The organism is Sphingomonas sp. ERG5 (assembly GCF_000803065.1).
Classification (GTDB): domain Bacteria; phylum Pseudomonadota; class Alphaproteobacteria; order Sphingomonadales; family Sphingomonadaceae; genus Sphingomonas.
Genome location: NZ_JSXI01000045.1, coordinates 153,809 through 177,298, shown reverse-complemented (window position 1 = coordinate 177,298; position 23,490 = coordinate 153,809). Strand labels below are relative to the sequence as shown.

Sequence of the window (23,490 nt, the reverse complement as noted above, 5' to 3'; positions counted from 1 at the left end):
ATGGAGGGCGAACACATGATCTTCCGCAAAAATGTCGGGCAATTCCTCGAGACCGATATCGACGGAGAGGCGGTGCTGATGAAAGTCGACACCGGGCAGTTCAACGCCCTGAGGGGCACCGGCCTGGTGATCTGGCAAGCGATCGACGGGCATCGCGATGTCGCCGCGATCGCCTCCTTGCTGGCCGAATGCTATGATATCTCCCCGCAAACCTGCGCGGCCGAGGTCGATGCATTTCTCGACGAGCTCAAGCATGCGGGCTTCTTGGTCGCGGCGTGATCAGGCTCTATCGCAGCGGCCCCGCATTGAGTTCGGCCAGCTTCACCTGCCAACCGCCTTCGCAATGAGGCCTGGCACTTGCCTTCCCAAGCATATCACGGCTCAAGCCGTGAGAAAGGGGCGATCCCGCACCTATTGGCCTTGACGGCGGCAGCGCATCGCAATTTAATGAATATGACATCATATTTATTAAAGGTGAGCATAATGGCCAGATCCTACCACCCGCATCGCCGCTCGATTCTGGCCGGCGCCGGCATGGCCGCAGCAGCGATGTGGCTCGGCCCCACTGCCCTGGCCGCGACACAGCAGCATTCCCGGCGTGCCATCGATATTGTGGGCCGGTCACTGGTGATCGACATGCTCGCACCATTGTCGCTGACCAACACGCCCGACAGCTATGCGCTGCCTTTATCCCCGGCTCAGCTCGAGGACTATCGGGCAAGCGGGATCACCGCCTTCCACAATTCGGTCGGCTTTAACGGCCCCGGCGCTCATGCCGAGGTCATGGCCTATTTCGCCGCCTGGAGCGGCTTTGTCGGCCGCGACAGCGATCATTTCACGCTCATCAGCCTGGCCGAGGATCTCGATCGAGCCAAGCGGTCGGGCAAGATCGCGATGATCCATGGCGTGCAGAATGCCGATCATTTCCGGACGATCGAAGACGTCAGGACCTTTTACGAGCTTGGCCAGCGCGTATCGCAGATTACCTATAACCGGCAGAATCTGCTTGGGTCGGGCAGCACCGAACGCGTCGATGGCGGCGTTACCGATTTCGGCGCCGGCATCATCGCCCGGATGAACGAGGTCGGCATGCTCGTCGATGTATCGCATTCGGGCGACCGCACGACCCTGGACGCTATCGAGATATCGACGCAGCCGATCGCGTTCACGCATTCGAATTGCCGCGCGCTCAACAATCACCCTCGCCTCAAGACCGACGAGGCGATCCGCAAGCTCGCGGCCAAGGGCGGCGTGATGGGCATTACCGGCGTTCGCATGTTCGTGCGCGACCGCGAACCGACCACCGTCGAGCATATGGTCGATCATATCGATCATGTCGTCCAGCTGGTCGGCATCGAGCATGTCGGGATCGGGTCCGACAGCGACCTTTACGGCTATGACAAGATGCCGGATGCCGCAAACCGGGAACTGCGATCGCACTACAAGACAAGCTATGCCTTTCGCAGCCGGCTCGACACCGACGGCTATGATCATCCGCGCAAGATCTTCGATCTGACAGAGGCGCTGATCCGCCGCGGCTATTCGGATGCGAACATCGCCGCGATCCTCGGCGGCAATTTTCGCCGCCTGCTCGGTACGGTATGGAAGGCGCCGACCTGACGCCGGCGCCTCCCTTTCTACTATTCGGGCGAGACCGCAGGGGCATGAGCCAGCACCGCCCGCCAGATCGCCGCCAATTCCGCGCCATAAGCGCGCAACGCCTCCTCGCCGCCGATATTGACCAGCACGATGCGCCCGACATTGGTCTTCGGGTCGATGCCCATAAAGGTCGTAACGCCGGGATCACCGCCGAAATGACCGATCGTGCCCTCGCGGCGATGCTGCCAGAAGATGCCCTGGTTCGGTTCTTTCGCGGACCGGCCGGCGGGCGTCGCGCCAGCGGTGAATTCGGGGCTGAGCATCGCCGCGACGTCCGCCGCCTTGAGCACCCCGTCTTCACCGGCGCGTCCCTTGAGCACCGCCGTCACAAACCGCGCCAGATCCGTGCAGGAAGTGCGCAGCCCGCCATCGGGATAGGTCGCCAGGATATAGGGCGGATAGGGCTTCACCTTCTCGTCATAGAGCGTCGCATGATCCGGTCCGGTTTCCGCATCGGTCCAGCCCGAATGGGTCATGCCCAATGGCAGCAGGATGGTCTTGCGGGTGAAGTCCGCATAGGATTCACCCGCCTTCAGCTCGACCGCATAGGCCGCCAGCGTCGCGCCGATATTGCTATAGGCATAGGTGCTGCCCGGCGCAGTGGCGGCGAAGTTGCGCTTGCTGTAACTCTTCCCGTCCTTGCTGAAATAATCTTTCAGCAACGCGTCGATCCGCAATGGATTGCGATCCCCGGGACGATAGCCGGCGGCATAGACGGCCTCGCGATCGACGATACCCGACGTATGGGTGGCGAGTTGGCGCAGCGTGATCGGCCGATCGGGGAAACCGGGGTTGCGTACCGGGAAGGGCAGGATCGTGTTGACGTCATCGTCCAGCTTGAACCAGCCGCGCTCGACTCCCTTCATCAGCGCCACGCCGATCAACGTCTTGCTGATCGACCCGATTGGCTGGACGGTGTTGATCGTATAGGGTCGCCTGGCGGCGAGATCGGCGAAACCGAAGCCATTTTCGTAGATCGTGTGGCTGGCGTCGAACATGATGACGCAGAAGCCAGGGACATGCGACCCCGTATGGAGGGCGGCGAGTTCGCGATCCAGGTCCGCTTTCTCTCCGGCAACCGCCGGCGATCCGAGAACCAGGTTTGCGAGCATCGCCGCCATGACGACCCGGCGATATCGGGTCTTGATCTTGGTCATCCTCATTCTGTTCGTCTCACTATTCTGTGTTGCCGGGGCTGTTGAAAGTTCGGGCGCGCTTCAGTCCGCGTAACGAGCAGCGGCCGCGAGAAAGGCCGGGCCGTCGATCGCTGCATTCAAGGCGTCGCGATCAAACACCGGGCGAGACGGGCGCTCGGCGGCGGCGAGCGCGCGAAGCGCGTCCTGCCCGGCACGGGCAGTCGCCTGGATAACCGCGCCGGGAAACAGAATAAGCGAAAAGCCCGCCTCCCCGGCGGCTGTGGCCGACGTCAGCGGCGACACGCCTCCTTCCATGATATTATGGACCAGTGGCCGCGCACCGCCGAGTTCGCGCACAAGCCGCTGTATCTCGGCCGGCTCGGACAGCGATTCCACGAAGATCAGATCGGCGCCCGCGTCGATATAGGCTGCGGCGCGGCGCAGGGCCTCGTCAAAGCCGACGCTCGACACGGCATCGGTTCGCGCACTGATCAGGGTATCGTCGTGACGGCGCGCATCCAGTGCCGCCTTCAATTTGCCCACCATGGCCTCCAGCGGCACCAGCGGCCGGTCGGTCGGCGCGCCGGGCGACTTGATCTCGGCTTGATCCTCGATTTGAATTCCGGCGGCACCCGCCGCCTCGAACTGGCGCACGGTCCGCGTCACCTGAATGGCGTTACCAAAACCACTATCGGCATCGACCAGCACCGGAATGCCGATCCGGTCGCTCAGCCGCATCAATATCGTCGCGACCTCGCTTGCCGACAACAGACCAATGTCCGGTCTCGCCAAATGCGACCATGCCAGTGCGGACCCGGACAGAAAGACCGCCTCGAAGCCGGCCTGCTCGGCCAGCACTCCGGACAGCGTGTCGAAAACACCCGGCGCCCGCATCAACCGGCCGCCCGCCAACCCCTCCCGTAACTTTGCCCTCATGCTCGTCATGTCGCCTCCTACAGCCATGGGTGATCCGTCATCCCGCCGGTGCGGCGCGGATCTGGCCACGCGCACCGTCAGACCGCCAATGAACCACCTCAACCTCCTCGCCCGCGATTCTCCGAAAATGCGATGCACCTTGACACGCAGCGAGACTCGATAGCAATAATTGATACTGAGCTCATATTTAATAAACAAGAGGGGAGGCCATATGCTGCGCGTCGATTCGAGGGTTTATGTCGGCTTTTTCATTGCCCTCGGGCTGGCTGCGCCTGCCCGGGCGCAGACCGACGGACCCGCGCCCGGGAATGCGGGCGCGAGCGATACCGGGGACATCGTCGTGACGGCGCGCAAGCGTTCGGAGCGCCTGCAGGAAACACCAATCTCAATCACCGCCGTCACTGCCGAGGCGATGGAGCGAAAGGGGATCAAGGATATCAGCGATATCGCGCGCCAGACCCCCGGGCTGCAATATGGCGACTTCGGCGACATGAAGCTGTCCCCGACCTCGCTGCGCGGCGTGGTCGGCGGGTCGGGATCCGCCGGCGCGGATCCCGCCGTCGGCTATTATGTCGACGAAATCTATCAGGCCCAGGGGCCCGGCGCCGATCTCGATCTTTACGATATCGCGCGCGTCGAGGTGTTGCGTGGACCGCAGGGAACCCTGTTCGGCCGCAACACCATTGGCGGTGTCATCAGCATTACGACGCAGCGTCCCTCGGACAGCTTCGCTGCCTCCGCAACCGCCGACATTGGCAATTATAATGCGCTGCGCCTTGGCGCCTCGATCTCCGGGCCGATCATCCCGGGCGTCGTCTCCGCCAAGATCGCGATGATCCGGGACGTCAACAGCGGCTATGACCGCAATGTGCTGCTCGGCCGCGACGTGAACAATCATCATTCCTGGACGGCACGCGGCCAGTTGCTGTTCGACATCGCCCCAACCACCAGCCTGTTGCTGACCGCCAGCTATCGCCGCGCCAACCAGGAACAGCTGGTCTTCGAGACACGGCGCTACAACATGAATGCCGACCTGCCAAAGGCGCTGGTCGCCGCCGGCCTGCCGCTCAATACCGACCCGTTCGACCGCAAAGTCTATTCCGACAGCCGCAATCAGGAACGGCTAAGGGCATGGGACGTGGCCGCCACTTTCAAGACGCGGATCGGCCGTCTCGGCATCACCAACATCGCCTCCTATCACGATCATGACTATTTCAGCCGGGCCGATACCGACCGGTCGCCGCTGAAGATGCTGTACGACGGCGACCCGGAGAAGGTCTGGCGCTGGTCGGAGGAGTTGCGGCTCGACCTGTCGACCGGCCCGGTCGACTGGCTCGCAGGGCTATATTATTTCCGCCAGAACAGTCGCAACCAGAGCTTTGTCGAGATCGGCGCGGATCTGGCCGCCGCGCTGGGCGATCCCGGGCTGACAGGCGTGCGCACCGGATCCGACGGCAATCTCGATACGACCAGCAAGGCGGCGTTCCTGAGCGCGACCTGGAAGATCTCGCCACGCCTCGATGTCACGCTGGGCGGCCGTTACACCAGCGACAGCAAGACCATCCATTATGTGCAGCGCGACGTGATCGACTTGCTTGGCGGCAACACCGACATCCGCACCAGTGGCAGCTGGGATCAGTTCACCCCCAACGCCAATATCCGCTATCGTTTCTCACCCACGGTCATGGCCTATGCGACCGCGAGCAAGGGCTTCAAGAGCGGCGGCTTCAACGATGCGCTGGGCAGCGCGGACGGCATCGCATTTGGTCCGGAAGCGCTGTGGAACTACGAGCTCGGCCTGAAGACCGAATTGCTCAATCGCCGGCTCGTGATCAACACCGCGCTCTATTATATGGACTGGAGCAAGATCCAGCTGTCGGACGACAATCCGGCCACGCCGGTCTATGATCCGATCATTCTCAATGCCGGCAAGGCGCACAGCAAGGGCATCGAGGTCGAGGTGACCGCGCGGCCGACCGATCGCTGGACGCTGGGCGCCAATTTGTCGGTGCAGGACGCGCGCTTCGATGGCGGGCGCTTGCCGAGCGGCGCAAAGCTCGACCATATCCCTTATGCGCCGAGCTATACGGCCGATCTCAACGCCGAATATCGCATCCCGGTCAAGGGGCTGGGCTCGGTCACCCTGTTCGGCGAATACCAAATGCGCGGACGGACCTATCTCAGCAACGACACCGATCCCGATGGGGTGGTGCATCCCTATGGGCTGCTCAACATCCGGTTGTCGCTGCAAGCCCCGGACGAACGATGGCGCCTGTCCCTTTGGGCCAAGAACCTCACCAACCGGATTTACGAACAGCGCCTGTTCGATCTCTCCGACCAGGCGTTCGTGGGACAGAAGTTCGTCATCCTGGGCGAACCCCGCACGCTCGGCGTCGAATTCAAGCTGCGCTATTGAGGACCGGCCATGCCCTACAGGAACCATCTTCTGCCGGTCGTGCTGGCGACAACCGCGATCGCGGTTCCGGGTGCGAGCCCGTTGCCAGGCGCGGCCGCCGCTCAGACCGCGCCGCGCCCCCCGGTCCCGGCGGACGTACCAACGCGACCGCAAGGGTGGAGCGACCAATCCTATTACCTGCCGATGCGCGACGGCGTCCGGCTGGCCGTCAGCCTTTATTTCCCCGGCGGCGCGCTTCCCGGGAAGCCGGCGCCGGTCATGCTGATCCAGACGCGATATGGCCGCGCGGGCGAGGCCGGCTTCGCGGCGGCGTGGCAACGCGCCGGCTATATCGTCGCGATCGTCGATACGCGCGGAACGACCGCGTCATTCGGTCTGCGCCGGGTCGACCTCGGGCCGGAAGAGCAGCGCGACATGGACGAGATCATCGCGCATCTTGCGCACCAGCCATGGTCGAACGGACAGGTCATCGCCTCGGGCGTATCCTATATGGCCGATACCGCCGACCTGGCGACGAGCCGCCCCGCCCCTGCCCTGCTCGCGGCGATTCCGCGACAGAGCGATTTCGATATCTATCTGCATCTGTTCAGCCCCGGCGGCGTCTCCAATGACTGGATGCTGCGCACCTGGGGAACTGCGGTCCGTGAAATGGATCTGGGGCGCGACCCCGAAGGCGGCGACGCCGATTGCCTCAAGCGGGTCGCGGATTGCGGCCGGCTGTTTCCCACCCTTCAGCCAGTCGATGGTGACGAGCAATTCGGGCTGCTGCGTCAGGCCCTGGCCGCACGCGGCCTGCATTGGGGCCCCGAGGACTATGAGGGCATTGCCTTTCGCGACCAGCCAGGCCACAACGGCCATACGCTGTTCGCCTCTTCGCCCGCCGCGCAGCTCGCCGCCATCCGGCGCGAGCGCAAGCCGGTGCAATATTGGGGGTCCTGGCTGGATGCCGGAATGGCCGAGGCCGCACTCGCTCGCTATCGGTCGGCGCCTGACGTGCCGACGGAGTTATGGATCACCGCCAACAATCATGGGCAGAATGTCGGCGCCGATCCCTTTTTCCCCGGCGAGCGTGCGCCGATGCCCGCTGCCGCCGACATCTTCGCCAGCAATATCGCCTTTGCCGATCGCGTCCGCGCGGGCGTTCCGGTCGCGCGGGCGATCCATTATTATGTGATGGGCGCGAAGGAGATGCGCACCAGTGCGGCCTGGCCGCCAGCGGATACGAAACCGTCCAGCCTCTATTTCGCGCCCGGCCGGTCGCTTGCCCCGCGCGTGCCCGGACGGCGCGGCGAGGATCGCTATGCCGTCGATTTCACCGCGACGACCGGCAAGGCGACGCGCTGGTCCACGCAATTCGGCACGCCACCCGCCTATCCCGATCGCCGCGCCCAGGACGCCCGGCTGCTGACCTATGACAGTCCGCCGATGGCGATCGATACCGAACTGGTCGGCACGCCCGTGGTCACGCTCCACATGGCCGCGCGGACAAATGATCCGGCGGTCTTCGTCTATCTCGAGGATGTCGCGCCCGATGGCAGGTCGACCTATCTGGGCGAGGGCCAGTTCCGCGCGATCCATCGCAAGCCCGCCAATCCGGCCACCCTGCCCTATGACCAGGGGCCGGCGCCGCACAGCTTCCGCCGCCGCGATGCACTGACGATCAAGCCGGGTGCGCGGATGACCTTACGCTTTGCGCTGTTCCCGACCGCGGCCCTGATCAGGCGCGGACATCGGCTTCGCGTCGCGATCGCCGGCGCCGATGCCGATACTTTCCACATCTATTCGAACGGCAAGCCGGACACCTTCACCATCGCTTATGGCCCGGGGGCGCCAAGCGGGCTGGAGATCAGCACTCGTCCGTGGAAACCGTGATGCCATAACGCAGTCACGCCGCAAGGAATGCCTGCACCCGGGCCCGCACCTCGAGTGATTCAGCCGCGGCAAGGCAATGACGACTTTCGCGGGCCAGCGCCGTCTCAAGCCGGCAGGCGATATCTTCCGCCCGCGCCGCCTTGAACCGCGCCAGGGTGTCGGGCGGCAGCATCGCCAGGCGCGCCGCCAGCGTCAGGGCCGTGTCCTGCAGCGCGCAGCGCGGGACAACGCGGCCGACGATCCGTTCCCGCAACAAGTCGTGCGCATCGAGGCGCTCGCCGAGCCACAGAATCTCGGTCGCGCGGGCCACGCCGCAGCGTTCGTCGAGCAGCATGCTCATACCCCCGGTGGGAAACAGGCCGAATGCCGCTTCGGGGCAGAACAGGATCGTATCGTCCGCCGCGATCGAGATATCGGCATTGACCGGCCACGCGGCGCCACCGCCAACCACCGCGCCCTGAATCGCGCACACCACCGGCTTCACGCCAAGCATGATCCGCCGCGTCACCGCCTGCAGCCGATCAATGAAGACATGGGCCTTCGCGTCCCCGAGCCCCTGGGCGAACTCGGCCAGGTCATCGCCCGCGCAGAATGCCCGCCCCTCGGCACGCAGCAGGATCACCCGCGCCGCCGGGTCGTCCGCAGCCCGGTCGAGCGCATCGAGCAGGGCACCGAGCAGATCGAAACTGATCGCGTTGAGCCGCTCGGCACGATCGAGGCTGACAATGGCGACGGCATCGCGGCGTTCAAAGGTCGCAAGCGCCACGATCAGGTCGCCAGCAGCGCGGCGCGGCGCTTGAGCTGAGCCTTGTCCACCTTGCCGATCGGCAATAGCGGCAGGACGGGTTCGAAAACAAAGCGTTTGGGGATTTTGTAGTTGGCCAGCCGCGCCCGGCACCACGCCTCCAGCTCAGCCGCGGCAATCGGCTGTGCGGCGGTGACAAAGGCGATGCCCACCTCCTGCCAGACCGGATCCTCGGCGGAGACCACCGCCACGTCGGCGACGGCGGGATGGGCCTCGATCACTGCCTCGATTTCGCGCGGATAGACGTTGTAGCCGCCCGATTTGAACATCTCCTTCAGCCGTCCGGCAATCCGGTAGCGGCCATCGGGCCGCATGACGGCGAGATCGCCGGTCCTGAACCAGCCATCGGGCGTGAGCGCCTCAGCCGTGGCGTCGGGCCGATTCCAATAGCCCAGCATGGTATAGGCGGAGCGCGCCCAGACTTCGCCGGTCGCACCGATCGCCACATCCTGTCCGTCGCTGCCGACCAGCCGGACTTCCACGCCCGGAAAGGCCCTTCCCACCGTCTCCGCGAGCAGCTCGGGATCATCGCTCGGCTCCAGCGCCATGATGCCGCTGGTCGTCTCCGTCATGCCATAGTTGGTCGCCAGCCGCGGATGCACCCGCAACAGCCGCTCGATCATCTCCCGTGGCATCGCGGCGCCTTCCCACAGGATGAGCTGCAGCGACGACAGATCGAAACGGTCGAAATCCGGCAGCGCGAGTTGCATCTGGAAACAGCTCGGCACCGAGCCCCACAGCGTCGCGCGTGCGGCCTCCATCAATGCCAGGCATCGACGCGGGTCGAATTGCTCCATGAACAGGATCGTCCCGCCGGCGAGCAGGACGGGCAGACTGACATCGACCACGCATCCCACATGGTTGATCGGGAAATAATTGACCGCGCGCAGCGGCGCGACCGGCCAGAGGCGATTCTGCTCGAGACAGAACCCGACCAGGCCATCGTGATGGAGCAACGCGCCCTTGGGCCGTCCGGTCGAACCGGAGGTATAGACGATCAGACACGGATCGCGCCCGCCGCACGCGCCTCGCGCCGCGGCCAGCATCGCATCGCTCGTCGCCCCGCCCGCCGCGATAAAATCGCGCCAGCGCGTCACCTCCGCGACTGACGGCTCGCCGTCGAACGCCACGATGCGCTCGATCCCGGTCGCGGCGCGGAACGCCGCCAGCTCGGCGTCATAAGCACGCTCGCCGATCCGGGTTCGGGTGAGCAGCACGCGGGGTGCGGCATCGCCGATCACGTAGACAAGCTCATCCAGCGTATAGCGGGGATTGAGACCGATCCAGATTGCCCCGATCGAGGCCGTGGCAAGAAAGGCGATGAGATAGTCCGGATGCGGTGTCTGCAAGGTCGCCACGCGATCGCCTTTGCCGATACCGCTGGCGACCAGCGCGCGCGCAAGCTGGTCGATCGCGTCACGCATCGCGGCATAGGTCCAGCGCCTGTCATCCAGCACCATCGCTTCGGCATCGGGCGTGCGTGCCGCGAACCAGGCCGGATAATCGCTGATCCGGTCCAGCCGGGGCGGGTTCGCCTGCACCACCGTCATGCCGCGGGCGGCACCCAGGCCGTCAGCCAGCGCGCGACCAGAGCGGGCCGCGCCGCATGCTCGATCTCGATCTCGCAATCGATCGCCGTGATACGGCGCCCCCGCTCGTCATGGCGCACCTCGGCCGTCGCGAAATGTCCGCGTACCCGTGCGCCGACCGGAATTGGCGACACAAGCCGGAGCCGATCGAAGCCGTAATTCAGATTATATCCGGCAACCGCCGGGTCCGCGTCCCAGCCCTGCCCGGTCGCGTCATGGAACATCCGCGTCAACAGCGCGATGGTCAGGAAACCAAAGGCGATCGTGCCGCCAAAGGGTCCGTTTGCGGCCGCCCATTGTGGATCGATATGCATCGGATCCGGGTCGAGCGTGACCGCGCCAAAGGAATTGATCATTTCCTGGGTAACCTGAATCCAGTCCGATATGCCGATCCGGCTTCCGGGCGTGAAGCCCTGCGACATTCGGTCTATGGTAGGCGTGGACATGCAGTCTCCCGTGCGTACAATTGATGCGGTAACAAATATGATATTGAGCTCAGTTTTATGAATTCGTCAACCGCCCCTCGACCGGCGACCACCGCGCCGTCGCCCGCTGCTGCCGATACCGGCCTTTCGTTCATCGATTTCCTGAGCGAACGGCTTGCCTCGGCGCCGCCGCCAACCAAGGGGCAGCGAACGCGGGAGCGGCTGAAGATCGCCGCCGCGCGCGTGCTTGAACAAAAGGGCTATCACGCCCTGCGCATCGCCGATGTGGCGGAGGCCGCGAAGGTCGCTGAAGGCTCATTCTATGTCTATTTCCGCGACAAGACCGAGATCACGCTGGCGGTGCTGACCTCGCTCCTCGACGACTTTTTCAGTATCAACCTGACCAACCAGTCCGACACCGGGCCGTTTGACACGATCCGCCGCTCCAACCGGCGCTGGCTCGCCATTTGCCGCAACAATTCCGGCCTGATGCGCTGCATGCTGCAAGTCGGCGATGCCGATCCCGAATTCGCCCAGATGGCCCAGAACGGCAATCGGCGCTGGTACGAGCGCATCGCCGCCAGCGTCACGCGCCGCTATCCCGAGGGAGCATTGTCGGAAACATTGGTCCTGCTGGTCGCCTATATGCTCGGGGCGATCATGGACGATCTGGCGCGCAAGCTGGTGGTTTATCCGGACGAAGGACTTCTTGCGCTGCTCAAGCAGTTCGACGCCGACGATGATGCCGCCGCCGATGCCGCCAGCGTGCTCTGGATGAAGATATTATATCCCGGTGTGCCGATCGACGCCGAACTCCATGCCGCGGCCAGCGCGATCGTCGCCTGGCCGTCATCGGCGATTCCCGGCACCGGATAACGCAACCCGCCGGGCATGAAGGCGCGCCTTGCCGGTCGCCGCGCCGGTCGGCATTTTCCCGCAGCTGCGGGAGTTGCTGCGGGAGTTTCTGGGGGAAAATGCTTTTTGAGGGTTCTGCGGGAGTCTGCGGGAAAAGCTGCGGGAGTTTTGATGGATCCGCACGGGAGTTTTTCCGGTTGCCTGCGGGAAAAACGGGAAATGGTGAGGGGCTATAGGGCTCCTCATTCGCCGGCGGATTCACCGGCCGCCGGATAGAGCCGATGCCATGCCGCGACGGGTCGCGGACCGCGGCGTGGCCGGCGGGCTGTTATGATATTCGTCATGTCAAAGAGCACGACGGGTGCCCGGGGGCGGCCCGTCCGGCACGACATTGTCATGAGCGGGGCCGACGTTGAATCGCCAGCATCTCATCGCCGCGCGCCATTGCGCGACAGCCAGGCGCGCCGCCGACGGCGATGTGCGCGATCGGACCGGGACGGGAATGCATCTTGCCAAGCCAGGGCATCTTGCCAAGCCAGGCAAAATCGTTTTAAGCATAAATCATTATAAGCCAGGGAGAGACGATGCGCATTGCCTGCCTTGGAGGTGGCCCGGCCGGGCTGTATTTCGCGATTTCGATGAAATTGGCGGACCCGACGCATGAGGTCGACCTGTTCGAGCGCAACCGCGCCGGCGACACTTTTGGCTGGGGCGTAGTGTTTTCGGACCAGACGCTGGCCAATCTGCGCAGCAACGATCCGGTCAGCGCGGCCGTCATCGAAGATGAGTTCGCCCATTGGGACGACATCGATGTGCGCATCCGCGGCGAATCGATCCGGTCGTCGGGGCATGGCTTTATCGGCATCGGGCGCAAGCGGATGCTGGCGATCCTTCAGGAGCGTGCGCGCGAGCTGGGCGTGCGGCTGCATTTCGAGCATGAGTTCACCGCCGACCTGGCCGATTATGCCGATTATGACCTGGTCATTGCGGCGGATGGCGTGAACAGCAAATGCCGCGATGCCTATGCCGCGCATTTCGGCGTCGACATCCAGCAGCGTGCGAACAAGTTCGTCTGGCTCGGCACGAGCAAGATGTTCGACGCGTTCACCTTCGCATTCGAACAGACGCCCCATGGCTGGGTCTGGGCGCATGCCTATCGCTTCGACGACGGGCTATCGACCTTCATCGTCGAATGTTCGGAGGCGACATGGCTCGGGCTGGGGCTCGACGCGATGGATCAGGAGGCGACCTGCCGTTTCGCCGAGGCATTGTTCGCCCGCCACCTCGACGGCCACAAGCTGATGGGCAACATGGCGCATCTGCGCGGATCGGCGGCGTGGCTCAATTTCCGGCGCGTGCTGTGCGACCGCTGGTCGTACGACAAGCTGATCCTGCTTGGCGATGCCGCGCATACCGCGCATTTCTCGATCGGATCGGGCACCAAGCTCGCGCTCGAGGACGCGATCAAACTGGCCGAGGTCCTGAACCGGCCGGGGCTCGCCCGGGCCGATGCGCTGGCGGAATATCAGGCCGAACGCAGCGTCGAGGTGCTCAAGCTCCAGAACTCGGCGCGCAATTCGACCGAGTGGTTCGAAACGCTCGACCGCTATCTCGATTTCGCGCCGATCCAGTTCGCCTATTCGTTGCTGACGCGAAGCCAGCGGATCAGCCATGAGAATCTTCGCGAGCGCGACCGCGCCTGGCTGGAGTCGGTCGAGCGGTGGTTCCTGGGTGATGCGACGGGAGCGCCGGTCGATCCGGCGTCATCCGCCACGCCGCCGATGTTCGCACCCTTCCGGCTGCGCGAGATGGCGCTGGCAAACCGCATCGTCGTCTCGCCAATGGCGACCTATTCGGCGGTGGACGGCGTGCCGCAGGATTTCCACCTGGTGCATTATGGCACGCGCGCGCAGGGCGGTGCGGGGCTGGTGTTCACCGAGATGACCTGCGTGACGCCCGACGGCCGGATCACGCCCGGCTGCCCCGGACTCTATAGCGATGCGCAGCAGGCGGCATGGGGGCGGATCACCGATTTCGTCCATGCCAACAGCGCGGCCAAGATCTGCCTCCAGCTCGGCCATGCGGGGAGCAAGGGATCGACGCGGATCGGCTGGGAAGGCATGGACGCGCCGCTGGCATCGGACAATTGGCCGCTGCTCGCCGCGTCGGACCGCGCCTGGTCGCCGGCCAATCAGACACCGCAGCCGATGACGCGCGCCGATATGGATGCGGTGCGCGACGCCTTTGTCGACGCGACGCGGCGCGGAATCGCGGCGGGCTTCGACATGATCGAGCTGCATGCGGCCCATGGCTATCTGCTTTCATCCTTCATCACGCCGCTGCAGAACCGGCGCACCGATGAATATGGCGGCAGCCTGGAAAACCGGCTGCGGTTTCCGCTCGAAGTCTTCGCGGCAATGCGCGCGGCATGGCCCGCCGGACGACCGATGTCAGTGCGCATTTCCGCGAATGACTGGGCGGGCGCGGCAGGCGTCACGCCCGGCGAGGCCGTGCGGATCGCGCGCGCCTTTGCCGATGCGGGGGCCGACCTGATCGACGTCTCGGCGGGACAGACCTCGATCGAGGCGCGACCCGTCTATGGGCGGATGTTTCAAACGCCCTTTTCCGACCAGATCCGCAACGAGGCGCGGCTGGCGACGATGGCGGTGGGCAATATATTTGAGCCCGATCACGTCAATTCGATCCTGGCGGCGGGACGCGCCGATCTGGTCGCGCTGGCGCGACCGCATCTGATCGATCCGATGTGGACGCTGCGCGCCGCGGCGGCGCAAGGCTATGATGCGGTGGCGGTGCCGCCGCCTTATCAGGCGGGGATGGACCAGCTGCGCCGCAATCTGCAACGCGCGGCCGAGCAGCAAGCGGTGTTGAAGGCATGAGGCCGCTCGAGGGGCATCATGCGGTCGTGACGGGCGGCGGCAGCGGGATCGGCGCCGCGATCGCGCGCACGCTCGCTGCGCAGGGCGCACGGCTGACACTGGTCGGGCGTCGTGCCGGGCCGATCGAGGCCTTGGCGCACGCATTGCACGGGGCGGCGGCGACCGCAGATGTCACCGATCGCGCTCAGGTCGACGCCGCGCTGGCGCAGGCGCGCGCGGCGAACGGGCCGGTGACGATCCTGATCAACAATGCCGGCGCCGCCGAATCCACACCGTTCGCCAAGATCGATGCCGCCGGGTGGCGACGGATGATGGCGATCAATCTCGACGCGGTGTTCCATTGCACCCAGGCGGCGCTGCCCGATCTTCGCGCCGCCGCCGCCGGGCGCATCGTGACCGTGGCGAGCACGGCGGCGCTCAAGGGCTATGCCTATACCGCCGCCTATGCCGCGGCGAAGCATGGCGTGCTCGGGCTGACCCGGTCGCTCGCGCTGGAACTTGCCGGAACGTCGGTGACGGTGAATGCGGTGTGCCCCGGCTTCACCGATACCGCGATCGTCGCCGAGGCCGCCGCGAATATCGCGCGCCTCTCGGGCCGGACGCCCGACGCGGCGCGCGCCGAACTTGCGCGCTTCAATCCGCAAGGGCGGCTGATCACGCCCGAGGAAGTCGCGGCAAGCGTCTTGTGGCTCTGCCTGCCCGACAGTGGATCGATCACCGGACAGGCGATTGCGATCGCCGGGGGAGAAGTGATGTGAACCCAACGGCATTTCGCGAAAAACATGATGGCGCGCTGGCCGGGCCGCTCGATGTGCGGCTGTGGCTGCGCCTGCTGTCCTGTACGATGGTGATCGAAAAGCGGCTGAAGCGGCGGCTGACCGATCGTTACGATACCACGTTGCCGCGGTTCGACGTGCTCGCGGCGCTGGCGCGGCATCCGGACGGCATGACGATGGGCGCATTGTCGCGTTCGCTGCTGGTGTCCAATGGCAATGTCACCGGCCTTATCAAGACGCTCCAGAAAGAGGGACATGCCGCACTGGCCCCCGGCGCGGAGGACCGGCGCGCATCGATCGTCCGCCTGACGCCCGAGGGGCGGGAATATTTCGACGCGCTGGCCCAGGTTCATCGCGGGTGGATTTCGGGAATGCTCGGCGCGCTCGACACCGCGCAGCGCGAAGCGCTGTTCGAGTTGCTGGGCGCGCTCAAAGTATCGATTGCCGCAGATAGCGAGGACGGAACCAGGACATGACGCCAGAAACATTCGCCCCCCGGCATTTCGGCTGGGCATTCGACGCGGGCGTCGCCACGGTCACGCTTGATCGCGCCGCGCTCAAAAATCCGCTGACGTTCGAATCCTATGCCGAATTGCGCGACCTGTTTCGCGCACTGGTCTATGCCGATTCCGTCAAGGCGGTGGTGATCCGCGGCGCGGGCGGCAATTTCTGCTCGGGCGGCGATGTGCACGAAATCATCGGGCCGTTGACGGGGATGGCGATGCCCGAATTGCTCGCCTTCACGCGGATGACGGGCGATCTGGTCAAGGCGATCCGCGGCTGCCCGCAGCCCGTGATCGCCGCGATCGACGGCGTGTGCGTGGGTGCGGGCGCGATCATCGCGATGGCGTCCGACCTGCGGATCGCCACGCCGCGCGCCAAGACCGCCTTCCTGTTTACGCGTGTCGGGCTGGCCGGGTGCGACATGGGGGCCTGTGCGATTCTGCCGCGGCTGATCGGACAAGGGCGTGCGTCGGAGTTGCTGTTCACCGGGCGCGTGATGACCGCCGAGGAGGGTGAGCGCTGGGGGTTCCACAACCGGCTGGTCGCGCCCGAAGCGCTGGATGATGAGGCATTGGCCACCGCGCGGGCGCTGGCCGAAGGCCCGACCTTTGCCCATGGCATGACCAAGACCCAGCTCAACATCGAATGGGCGGTCAGCATCGAGACCGCGATCGAAATGGAAGCGCAGGCGCAGGCGATCTGCATGCAGACGCAGGATTTCCGCCGTGCATTCGACGCCTTTGCCGCCAAACGCGCGCCGATATTCGAGGGAAACTGAATGCCCGACCGGAGCTTTCTCGACTGGCCGTTCCTGGATGACTCGCATCGTCGCCTTGCCGCCGACCTGGATGCGTGGTGCGTGGCCGAAGGGCTGGCCGAGGCGCATGACGAGCATGACGTCGACGCCGCCTGCCGCGCGCTGCTGGCGCGGCTGGGCGCGGGCGGCTGGCTCCGTTATGCCGTGCCGCGCGCGTTCGGCGGCGTGCACGACCGGATCGATGTGCGCTCGCTCTGCATCATTCGCGAGACACTCGCGCGTCATTCGGGCCTCGCCGATTTCGTGTTTGCGATGCAGGGACTCGGATCGGGAACGATCTCGCTGTTCGGCACCCCCGCGCAGCAGACGGCCTATCTCCCCGCCGTGGCATCGGGCGCCAAGATGGCGGCATTCGCGCTGACCGAGCTCGATTCGGGTTCGGATGTCGCCGCGATGGAGACCTCGGCACGCGCCGACGGCGATGTCTATCTGGTCGATGGCGCCAAGACCTATATCTCGAACGGCGGGATCGCCGATTATTATGTGTTGTTCGCCCGCACCGGCGAGGCGGCGGGCGCAAAGGGCATCTCGGCATTCATCGTCGACGCCGACGCACCGGGCCTGACGATCGCCGAGCGCATTCGCGTCATCGCGCCGCACCCATTGGCGACATTGCGCTTCGACGCCATGCGATTGCCGGGCGACGCGCTGATCGGACGGGCTGGCGCGGGGTTCGGCGCGGCGATGGCGACGCTCGACATTTTCCGCCCGACGGTGGGTGCCGCCGCGCTCGGCTTTGCGCGCCGCGCGCTCGACGAGGCGACCCAGCGCGCCGAGGGGCGTCGCCTGTTCGGTGCGGCGCTTTCGGACAATGCCGTGGTTCAGGCGCAACTTGCCGATATGGCGCTCGACATCGATGCGTCGGCGCTGCTTGTCTATCGCGCCGCCTGGGTGGCCGATGTGCAGGGCGTACGGAACACGCGCGAGGCGGCGATGGCCAAGCTCCATGCAACCGAAGCGGCGCAGGGCGTGATCGATCGCGCGGTGCAGATCTTCGGCGGACTGGGTGTCGTCCATGGTGTGGCGGTCGAGGGGCTGTACCGCGAAATCCGCGCGCTCAGAATTTATGAGGGTGCATCCGAGGTTCAGCGAGTCATCATCGCGCGTCAGCACCTTGCCGCTGCACGGGCGGCGCAAAACAGGGAAAATTCATGAGCAACACGATTCTGCTGCCCGACGGGTGGCAGCGGCCGCGCGGTTTTTCGCACGGGATAAAGGCACGCGGTGAAACGGTCTTTACCGGCGGCATTGTCGGGTGGGACGCGCAGGAGCGCTTTGTCGGCCCGGATATGGTGAGCCAGTTCGAGCAGATCCTGCGGAACACCGTCGCGGTGCTGGCGACCGGCGGCGCACGACCCGAGCATATCGTGCGCATGACCTGGTACGTGACCGATCGCGACGAATATTCGGCCAACCTCGCAGCGATCGGCGCGGCATATCGCACGCATATCGGACGGCATTTCCCGGCAATGGCGGTGGTGCAGGTGGCGGGGCTGATCGAGCCCGCGGCGCGGATTGAAATTGAAACCACGGCGGTCATTCCCGATACGGAAACCGGCGCATGAACGCGCGGGTCAGCTTCGATTGGGCCGATCCGCTCCTGATCGACGCGCAATTGACCGATGAGGAGCGCCTGATCCGCGACGCCGCGCGCGGCTTTGCGCAAGCCGAGTTGATGCCGATGGTGCGCGACGCATTTCGCGACGAGCGCATCGATGCGGCGCTGATGCGTAAACTGGGCGCCGCCGGCCTGCTTGGCCCGACCATTCAGGGCTATGGCTGCGCGGGCGCGAACCATGTCGCCTATGGGTTGATCGCGCGCGAAATCGAACGCGTGGATTCGGCATATCGCTCGGCACTTTCGGTGCAGTCCAGCCTGGTCATGCATCCGATCCATGCCTTTGGTACCGATGCGCAGCGCGACGCCTGGCTGCCGCCGCTCGCCAGCGGCGAATGGGTCGGGGCGTTCGGGCTCACCGAGCCCGGTGCCGGATCGGACCCCGGCGCACTTCGCACGCGCGCACGGGCAACGGCCGACGGCTATGTGTTGAGCGGCACGAAGATGTGGATCACCAATGCCCCGCTCGCCGATCTGTTCATCGTCTGGGCGAAATGCGACGACGACATCATTCGCGGTTTTGTCCTGCTCCGTGGCGATACCGGCCTCTCGACGCCGAAGATCGAGGGAAAATTCTCGCTTCGCGCAGGGGCGACGGGTGAGATCGTGATGGATGAGGTCGCCATCCCGGCCGATCGGCTCCTGCCCGGGGTCGAGGGTCTGAAAGGCCCGTTTTCGTGCCTGAACAAGGCGCGTTTCGGCATCGCCTGGGGCGCACTCGGCGCGGCCGAATGGTGCTGGCACGCGGCGCGGCGCTACGGGCTCGACCGCGTACAATTCGACCGTCCGCTCGCCGCCACGCAATTATTCCAGCTGAAGCTCGCCGATATGCAAACTGAGATCACGCTCGGGCTCTCGGCTGCGCTTGCGGCAGGGCGGATGATGGACGAGGGGCGGCTGGCGCCCGAGGCGATCAGCCTGCTCAAGCGCAACAATTGCGGCAAGGCGCTGACCATCGCGCGGGTCGCGCGCGACATGCATGGCGGCAACGGGATCGCCGATGAATTCGGCGTGATCCGCCACATGCTCAACCTCGAGGCGGTCAATACCTATGAAGGGACGCACGACGTCCATGGACTGATCCTGGGGCGTGCCCAGACGGGATTCGCCGCCTTTTAGAGTTTGATTCAGCTGCGCTGAAGCGCGGCACCGGCCCGCAGCGCTGCATGCGGGCCGGCGGATTCCTCACGCATCTATCGTCACGCGATCGGCAATCGCGCAGCCTCGCCGTCAGGCGCGAACCGCACAACTATATTCATCTTCATATTCATTTTTGTGCTTTCGTTTTAAGTCTAAAGCGTTTATCGCTCCCCTCAGGACACCGCGAAGCGTGATCCGCATAATGATGAGGAGGGGACGGGAGATGATGACAAACCTGAAGTCAGGGCTCGGAAAGAGCCTCGCCATAGGCTCCAGCTGGACGGCGATCGCCGCCGGGCTGATGCTGATCGCTATCCCTGCGCATGCACAAGACGCGCCGCCCGCACAACCCGAACAGCCGCAAGATGCCGCAAGCGAAGGCGTCGAGGACATCGTCGTCACCGCGCAGCGGCGTTCGGAAAGCATCCAGCAAGTGCCTGTCGCCGTCACGGCATTCAGCGCCGAGGATATGCAACGCGCCAATATCAGGGATGTCGGCAGCTATTTCGCCAGCACGCCCAATGTGTTCATCACCGACAGCCCGATCCGCAGCGGCAACAATGTGTCGGACAGCGCGCTCGGCCTCGCCATTCGCGGCATCTCGAATGTCGGCGGCAACGGATCGTCCTTCGGCATCTATCTCGACGATTTCAACATTTCGCACATCGCGCTCAATCCGCATCTGCTCGACATGGAGCGGATCGAGGTGCTGCGCGGGCCACAGGGCACCTATTTCGGGCGCAACGCGTCGGCCGGCGTGATGAGCCTCAGCACCGCCAGGCCATCGACATCGGGTGTCTCGGGTCAGATCGACGCGATGTACGGCAGCTTCAACACCGCCGAAGTGAGCGGGGCGATCAACGTGCCGCTCAGCTCGACCGTGGCGATACGGGCGGCGGCGAAATGGGAGGGCTCGGACGGGGAGTTCCGCAACAAGCACCCGATCGGCGGCGGCAATGGCCGGGACTATAAGGCGGCGCGCCTGTCGCTGCGCGCGACGCCGACCGACCAGCTGACGATCGACCTGTCGTATAACTACACAAGGGAGCATGACGACGATTTCGGGCTGATCAACACCGGTGTGGTGGGCAGCTTCATCAAATCGATCTGCCCCGGCGTGACCTTCACATGCCCGGTCGACAAGAATCTGGGTTTTTATCCCAATAACCGCCGCAACTATGCGCATGACGCGCCACTGAAGGTCGATAACGAATATCATATCGCCATCGGTCGCATCCAGTGGGAGGGCGATACGGTCGGGATCACCAGCATCACCGGGTTCGGATCGGCGAAGTTCCACCGCGCCGGCGAACTCGACTTTTCCAGCAAGGATTTCCTGCGCGAGGGCTTTAACGACAATACCCGCCAGAGCCTGTCGGAGGAGCTGCGTATCCAGTCGGTCGGGAACGGTCCGTTCAAATGGACGATCGGCGGCGTCATTGCCCGCGACAAGATCCGCAACGGCGAACTGATCTCGGCGGGCAAGGAAAATGATATCGGCCTGCCCGAAGGCTTTGTGATCGAATTGTCGCATTTCAGCCAGACGATCTCCTCCAAGGCGGTGTTCGCGGAGGCCTCATATGATTTCACCGACGCGCTGAGCCTGACGCTTGGCGGGCGCTATTCGCATGACACGATCGAGCGGTTCGAGGATCAGATCGAATTTGGCGGGCCGCTCGACAAGGTGGCGGGCAAGAAGTCGTTCCAGGATTTCTCGCCGCGCGCGGTGCTGAAATACAAGGTGAGCCAGGACGTCAACCTGTATGCCAGCGCCTCGAAGGGCTGGAAATCGGGCGGGTTCCAGCTCGATCCGCAGCGCGCGCGCAGCGACTTCGGCGCCGAAACATTGTGGAACTATGAGGTCGGCATGAAATCGACTTGGTTCGATCGCAAGCTGCGCGCCAATCTTGCCCTGTTCTATATCGACTGGAAGGACGTTCAGGTGAGTTCGGGCGTGGTCGGTGTCGATTCGAACGGCGCGATCATCAACTTTGCCGGCATTTCGAACGCCGCAAGCGCAAGCAGCAAGGGCGTCGAACTCGAACTCGTCGCCGCGCCGATGCGCGGACTCGAGCTTGGCTTCAACCTTGGTTACATGGACGCCAAGTTCGGCAAGTTCGTCGACGCGCGCACCAATTTCGGCAAGATCGACTTGTCGGGCAAGCCGCTTCCAAAGGCGCCGGATTGGACGATTTCGAGCTTCGCGCAATATAGCGTTCCCGTTTCCGGTACGATGAGTGCGTTCCTGCGCGGCGAATATTTCTACACCAGCGATGCCTATACCAACGTCAACAATATCGCGGCGGTGGCGACCGGGCAGCCGATCTTTCCCTTCCGCATCAATGCCTATGACAAGGTCAATCTGCGCCTGGGCATCGAAACCGATACCTATCGCATTTCGGCCTATGTCGAGAATCTGTTCGACGCCAAATATTATACCTCGTCGTTCGATTTCGGCTTCGCGAATGGCGCCGCCGTGATCCCCAGCCTCCGCCGCTGGGGGCTGCGCGGCAGCTATAAATTCTGATGAGCGGCAAGGGATGAACGGCGGGGGGTGCCGGTCGCGACGCCCCCTCGCCCGCATGAAGACCGCGCCGCCCAGTCACCTGGGCGGCGTTTGTTTATGCGGGAACGTCCGGATCGCCATCGACAGTATCGCGCGGGATGCCGTCGAGATTGGCGTCGAGCTTGGTGAGCAAGGCGATCAGACGGTCGAAATCGCGCGCCGAAAAGCCGGCGATCAGCTTGGCGTAAATGGGTGCGGTCAGACGGCGCGCCTTGCCCAGCATGTCTTCGCCCAGCGGAGTAAGCCGAACGTCGGTGACGCGCGCGTCGGTGGCATTGGGGGCGTTCGATACCAGCCCGGCATTGGTCATACGCTGCACGATCCGCATCATCGTCGACAGATTGATGACGGCGGCCTCAGCGATCTGGCCGATGCTGCGGGGCGATCGTTCGCCCAGCACCATGAGGACTCGCCAGGTGGGAATGTCGATCCCGATCGAGCGCAGCCGTGCGTCGATGATGATATTGTACCGGCTGACCGCCCGGTTGAGCAGATAGAAGGGATATTGATTGAGCCGGAAGGCCGGCGTGCCCGGATCGCCGAGAAGCCTGTTGTCGATTGCCAAATCATTGTCTCCCTTCGCGCCAGATAGGCGCGTCCATTCTCTCTCGGCAAACGAATAAAACTTGCAAATGCAAGTTTCTCTGCCATCCTGCCCTGAGCGAAAAGAACCGGAGAGGAATGGGAAAATGATCAATCCGCCAAACACGATCCTTGCCGGCGTCGCGGAGGCGCTGGCAAACGGCGCGGTGCGTACGGTGGACCTGTCCCAGTCATTGTCGCCGGACACGCCGATCCTGTCGCTGCCGCCCGAATTCGGCCAGTGCGCGCCCTTTTCGATCGAAGAGATCAGCCGCTACGACGAGCGCGGCGTTGCCTGGTACTGGAATAATTTCACGATGAGCGAGCACACCGGCACGCATTTCGATGCGCCGGTGCACTGGATCACGGGCAAGGACCTGCCGGCCAACACGGTCGATGCCATTCCACCAGCCGATTTCATCGCCCCGGCGGTCGTCATTGACGTGTCGCGCGAGGCGGCGGCGGACCCCGATTTTCTGCTCACCGTGGCGCATATCGAGCAATGGGAGGCCGAACATGGCCGCATCCCGCCGCGCCATTGGGTCTTGATGCGCACCGACTGGTCGAAACGGTCGGTGGAGGACTACGTCAATCGCCGCGAGGATGGCGCGCATACCCCCGGGCCGTCAGTGGAAGCGGTGCGCTTCCTGGTCGATGCACGCGACGCGCACGGCTTTGGTGTCGAGACGATCGGCACCGATGCCGGGCAGGCGCATCTGCTCGATCCCGCTTATCCCGCGCATACATTGTTCCACGGCGCCGGGCGTTATGGGCTGCAATGCCTGGAGAATCTCGATCAGCTTCCCCCCAAGGGCGCGCTGATCCTTGCCGCGCCGCTGAAGATCAAGGGCGGATCGGGCAGTCCCTTGCGCGTGCTCGCGCTCGTCGCGGATTGAG

The 23,490-nt window shown here is 64.5% G+C and carries 20 protein-coding genes; 14 read left to right on the top strand and 6 right to left on the bottom strand.

The features are described 5' to 3' along the window. Window positions 1-15 precede the first annotated feature (15 nt). Both OO12_RS16255 and OO12_RS16250 read left to right on the top strand, forming a co-directional pair. A complete protein-coding gene (locus tag OO12_RS16255) occupies window positions 16-279 on the top strand; it encodes a PqqD family protein (RefSeq protein ID WP_160296829.1) in 264 nt (87 codons plus the stop codon). A 204-nt stretch (window positions 280-483) separates the two neighbouring features. Beyond that, the gene (locus OO12_RS16250) at window positions 484-1,620 is read left to right on the top strand and encodes a dipeptidase (RefSeq protein ID WP_034159733.1); all 1,137 of its coding nucleotides are present in this window, start codon (window positions 484-486) and stop codon (window positions 1,618-1,620) included. Between the two features lie 20 nt (window positions 1,621-1,640). On the opposite strand, the gene OO12_RS16245 is transcribed toward OO12_RS16250, so the two are convergent. Together OO12_RS16245 and OO12_RS16240 are read right to left on the bottom strand one after the other, a co-directional pair. After that, window positions 1,641-2,816 (bottom strand): serine hydrolase domain-containing protein, encoded by a 1,176-nt coding sequence (locus OO12_RS16245; RefSeq protein ID WP_052215943.1) that lies wholly within the window; start codon window positions 2,814-2,816, stop codon window positions 1,641-1,643. Between the two features lie 60 nt (window positions 2,817-2,876). Continuing rightward, window positions 2,877-3,740 carry an isocitrate lyase/PEP mutase family protein gene (locus tag OO12_RS16240; protein ID WP_034159732.1) on the bottom strand — a complete coding sequence of 288 codons (864 nt, stop codon included), beginning with the start codon at window positions 3,738-3,740 and terminating at the stop codon, window positions 2,877-2,879. A gap of 202 nt (window positions 3,741-3,942) precedes the next feature. On the opposite strand from OO12_RS16240, the gene OO12_RS16235 reads away from it, so the two are divergent. After that, a complete protein-coding gene (locus OO12_RS16235; protein WP_034159731.1) occupies window positions 3,943-6,147 on the top strand; it encodes a TonB-dependent receptor in 2,205 nt (734 codons plus the stop codon). Between the two features lie 9 nt (window positions 6,148-6,156). Next, window positions 6,157-8,019 carry a CocE/NonD family hydrolase gene (locus tag OO12_RS16230; RefSeq protein ID WP_034159730.1) on the top strand — a complete coding sequence of 621 codons (1,863 nt, stop codon included), beginning with the start codon at window positions 6,157-6,159 and terminating at the stop codon, window positions 8,017-8,019. Between the two features lie 13 nt (window positions 8,020-8,032). Here OO12_RS16230 and OO12_RS16225 read toward each other — a convergent pair whose 3' ends face one another. The 3 genes from OO12_RS16225 to OO12_RS16215 are packed head-to-tail and all read right to left on the bottom strand — an operon-like array spanning window position 8,033 to window position 10,859. Then, complete coding sequence (locus tag OO12_RS16225) at window positions 8,033-8,785, bottom strand: enoyl-CoA hydratase/isomerase family protein (RefSeq protein ID WP_034159729.1); 753 nt, start codon at window positions 8,783-8,785, stop codon at window positions 8,033-8,035. A 2-nt stretch (window positions 8,786-8,787) separates the two neighbouring features. Beyond that, on the bottom strand, window positions 8,788-10,374 hold the full coding sequence (locus tag OO12_RS16220; protein ID WP_082006578.1) for a class I adenylate-forming enzyme family protein: 1,587 nt from the start codon (window positions 10,372-10,374) through the stop codon (window positions 8,788-8,790). Beyond that, window positions 10,371-10,859 (bottom strand): MaoC/PaaZ C-terminal domain-containing protein, encoded by a 489-nt coding sequence (locus OO12_RS16215; RefSeq protein WP_200887490.1) that lies wholly within the window; start codon window positions 10,857-10,859, stop codon window positions 10,371-10,373. The genes OO12_RS16220 and OO12_RS16215 overlap by 4 nt, the downstream gene beginning before the upstream one ends. Before the next feature lie 57 nt (window positions 10,860-10,916). Between OO12_RS16215 and OO12_RS16210 the strand changes: the two genes are divergently transcribed. The 9 genes from OO12_RS16210 to OO12_RS16170 all read left to right on the top strand — a co-directional run bounded on the left by OO12_RS16210 (window position 10,917) and on the right by OO12_RS16170 (window position 21,972). Beyond that, the gene (locus OO12_RS16210) at window positions 10,917-11,714 is read left to right on the top strand and encodes a TetR/AcrR family transcriptional regulator (RefSeq protein WP_034159726.1); all 798 of its coding nucleotides are present in this window, start codon (window positions 10,917-10,919) and stop codon (window positions 11,712-11,714) included. 563 nt (window positions 11,715-12,277) lie between these two features. Beyond that, window positions 12,278-14,590, top strand: coding sequence for a bifunctional salicylyl-CoA 5-hydroxylase/oxidoreductase (locus OO12_RS16205; protein WP_034159725.1), 2,313 nt, complete (start codon window positions 12,278-12,280; stop codon window positions 14,588-14,590). Continuing rightward, window positions 14,587-15,348 carry an SDR family NAD(P)-dependent oxidoreductase gene (locus OO12_RS16200; RefSeq protein WP_034159724.1) on the top strand — a complete coding sequence of 254 codons (762 nt, stop codon included), beginning with the start codon at window positions 14,587-14,589 and terminating at the stop codon, window positions 15,346-15,348. Before OO12_RS16205 ends, OO12_RS16200 begins: the two co-directional genes overlap by 4 nt. After that, complete coding sequence (locus tag OO12_RS16195; RefSeq protein ID WP_034159723.1) at window positions 15,345-15,842, top strand: MarR family winged helix-turn-helix transcriptional regulator; 498 nt, start codon at window positions 15,345-15,347, stop codon at window positions 15,840-15,842. The genes OO12_RS16200 and OO12_RS16195 overlap by 4 nt, the downstream gene beginning before the upstream one ends. Then, entirely contained in the window at window positions 15,839-16,648 is an 810-nt protein-coding gene (locus tag OO12_RS16190; RefSeq protein WP_034159722.1) for an enoyl-CoA hydratase family protein, read from the top strand. Before OO12_RS16195 ends, OO12_RS16190 begins: the two co-directional genes overlap by 4 nt. Next, the gene (locus tag OO12_RS16185) at window positions 16,649-17,842 is read left to right on the top strand and encodes an acyl-CoA dehydrogenase family protein (RefSeq protein WP_034159721.1); all 1,194 of its coding nucleotides are present in this window, start codon (window positions 16,649-16,651) and stop codon (window positions 17,840-17,842) included. Beyond that, a complete protein-coding gene (locus tag OO12_RS16180; protein WP_034159720.1) occupies window positions 17,839-18,252 on the top strand; it encodes a RidA family protein in 414 nt (137 codons plus the stop codon). The genes OO12_RS16185 and OO12_RS16180 overlap by 4 nt, the downstream gene beginning before the upstream one ends. Further along, window positions 18,249-19,424, top strand: coding sequence for an acyl-CoA dehydrogenase (locus OO12_RS16175; RefSeq protein WP_034159719.1), 1,176 nt, complete (start codon window positions 18,249-18,251; stop codon window positions 19,422-19,424). Before OO12_RS16180 ends, OO12_RS16175 begins: the two co-directional genes overlap by 4 nt. A gap of 244 nt (window positions 19,425-19,668) precedes the next feature. Further along, entirely contained in the window at window positions 19,669-21,972 is a 2,304-nt protein-coding gene (locus OO12_RS16170) for a TonB-dependent receptor (protein WP_235364829.1), read from the top strand. Window positions 21,973-22,066: 94 nt separating this feature from the next. Here OO12_RS16170 and OO12_RS16165 read toward each other — a convergent pair whose 3' ends face one another. Next, window positions 22,067-22,576 (bottom strand): MarR family winged helix-turn-helix transcriptional regulator, encoded by a 510-nt coding sequence (locus tag OO12_RS16165; protein WP_052215941.1) that lies wholly within the window; start codon window positions 22,574-22,576, stop codon window positions 22,067-22,069. Window positions 22,577-22,700: 124 nt separating this feature from the next. Between OO12_RS16165 and OO12_RS16160 the strand changes: the two genes are divergently transcribed. Continuing rightward, window positions 22,701-23,489: a cyclase family protein gene (locus OO12_RS16160; RefSeq protein WP_034159718.1), complete on the top strand. Its 789-nt coding sequence runs from the start codon at window positions 22,701-22,703 to the stop codon at window positions 23,487-23,489. Window position 23,490: the final 1 nt, after the last annotated feature.

What these genes read in the sequence shown, in the direction of transcription:
- OO12_RS16245 (WP_052215943.1), bottom strand. Translation starts at nt 2,816, where the DNA reads ATGACCAAGATCAAGACCCGATATCGCCGGGTCGTCATGGCGGCGATG.
- OO12_RS16215 (WP_200887490.1), bottom strand. Translation starts at nt 10,859, where the DNA reads ATGTCCACGCCTACCATAGACCGAATGTCGCAGGGCTTCACGCCCGGA.
- OO12_RS16250 (WP_034159733.1), top strand. Translation starts at nt 484, where the DNA reads ATGGCCAGATCCTACCACCCGCATCGCCGCTCGATTCTGGCCGGCGCC.
- OO12_RS16175 (WP_034159719.1), top strand. Translation starts at nt 18,249, where the DNA reads ATGAACGCGCGGGTCAGCTTCGATTGGGCCGATCCGCTCCTGATCGAC.
- OO12_RS16240 (WP_034159732.1), bottom strand. Translation starts at nt 3,740, where the DNA reads ATGACGAGCATGAGGGCAAAGTTACGGGAGGGGTTGGCGGGCGGCCGG.
- OO12_RS16200 (WP_034159724.1), top strand. Translation starts at nt 14,587, where the DNA reads ATGAGGCCGCTCGAGGGGCATCATGCGGTCGTGACGGGCGGCGGCAGC.
- OO12_RS16220 (WP_082006578.1), bottom strand. Translation starts at nt 10,374, where the DNA reads ATGACGGTGGTGCAGGCGAACCCGCCCCGGCTGGACCGGATCAGCGAT.
- OO12_RS16255 (WP_160296829.1), top strand. Translation starts at nt 16, where the DNA reads ATGATCTTCCGCAAAAATGTCGGGCAATTCCTCGAGACCGATATCGAC.
- OO12_RS16190 (WP_034159722.1), top strand. Translation starts at nt 15,839, where the DNA reads ATGACGCCAGAAACATTCGCCCCCCGGCATTTCGGCTGGGCATTCGAC.
- OO12_RS16230 (WP_034159730.1), top strand. Translation starts at nt 6,157, where the DNA reads ATGCCCTACAGGAACCATCTTCTGCCGGTCGTGCTGGCGACAACCGCG.
- OO12_RS16160 (WP_034159718.1), top strand. Translation starts at nt 22,701, where the DNA reads ATGATCAATCCGCCAAACACGATCCTTGCCGGCGTCGCGGAGGCGCTG.
- OO12_RS16205 (WP_034159725.1), top strand. Translation starts at nt 12,278, where the DNA reads ATGCGCATTGCCTGCCTTGGAGGTGGCCCGGCCGGGCTGTATTTCGCG.
- OO12_RS16185 (WP_034159721.1), top strand. Translation starts at nt 16,649, where the DNA reads ATGCCCGACCGGAGCTTTCTCGACTGGCCGTTCCTGGATGACTCGCAT.
- OO12_RS16210 (WP_034159726.1), top strand. Translation starts at nt 10,917, where the DNA reads ATGAATTCGTCAACCGCCCCTCGACCGGCGACCACCGCGCCGTCGCCC.
- OO12_RS16170 (WP_235364829.1), top strand. Translation starts at nt 19,669, where the DNA reads ATGATGACAAACCTGAAGTCAGGGCTCGGAAAGAGCCTCGCCATAGGC.
- OO12_RS16180 (WP_034159720.1), top strand. Translation starts at nt 17,839, where the DNA reads ATGAGCAACACGATTCTGCTGCCCGACGGGTGGCAGCGGCCGCGCGGT.
- OO12_RS16235 (WP_034159731.1), top strand. Translation starts at nt 3,943, where the DNA reads ATGCTGCGCGTCGATTCGAGGGTTTATGTCGGCTTTTTCATTGCCCTC.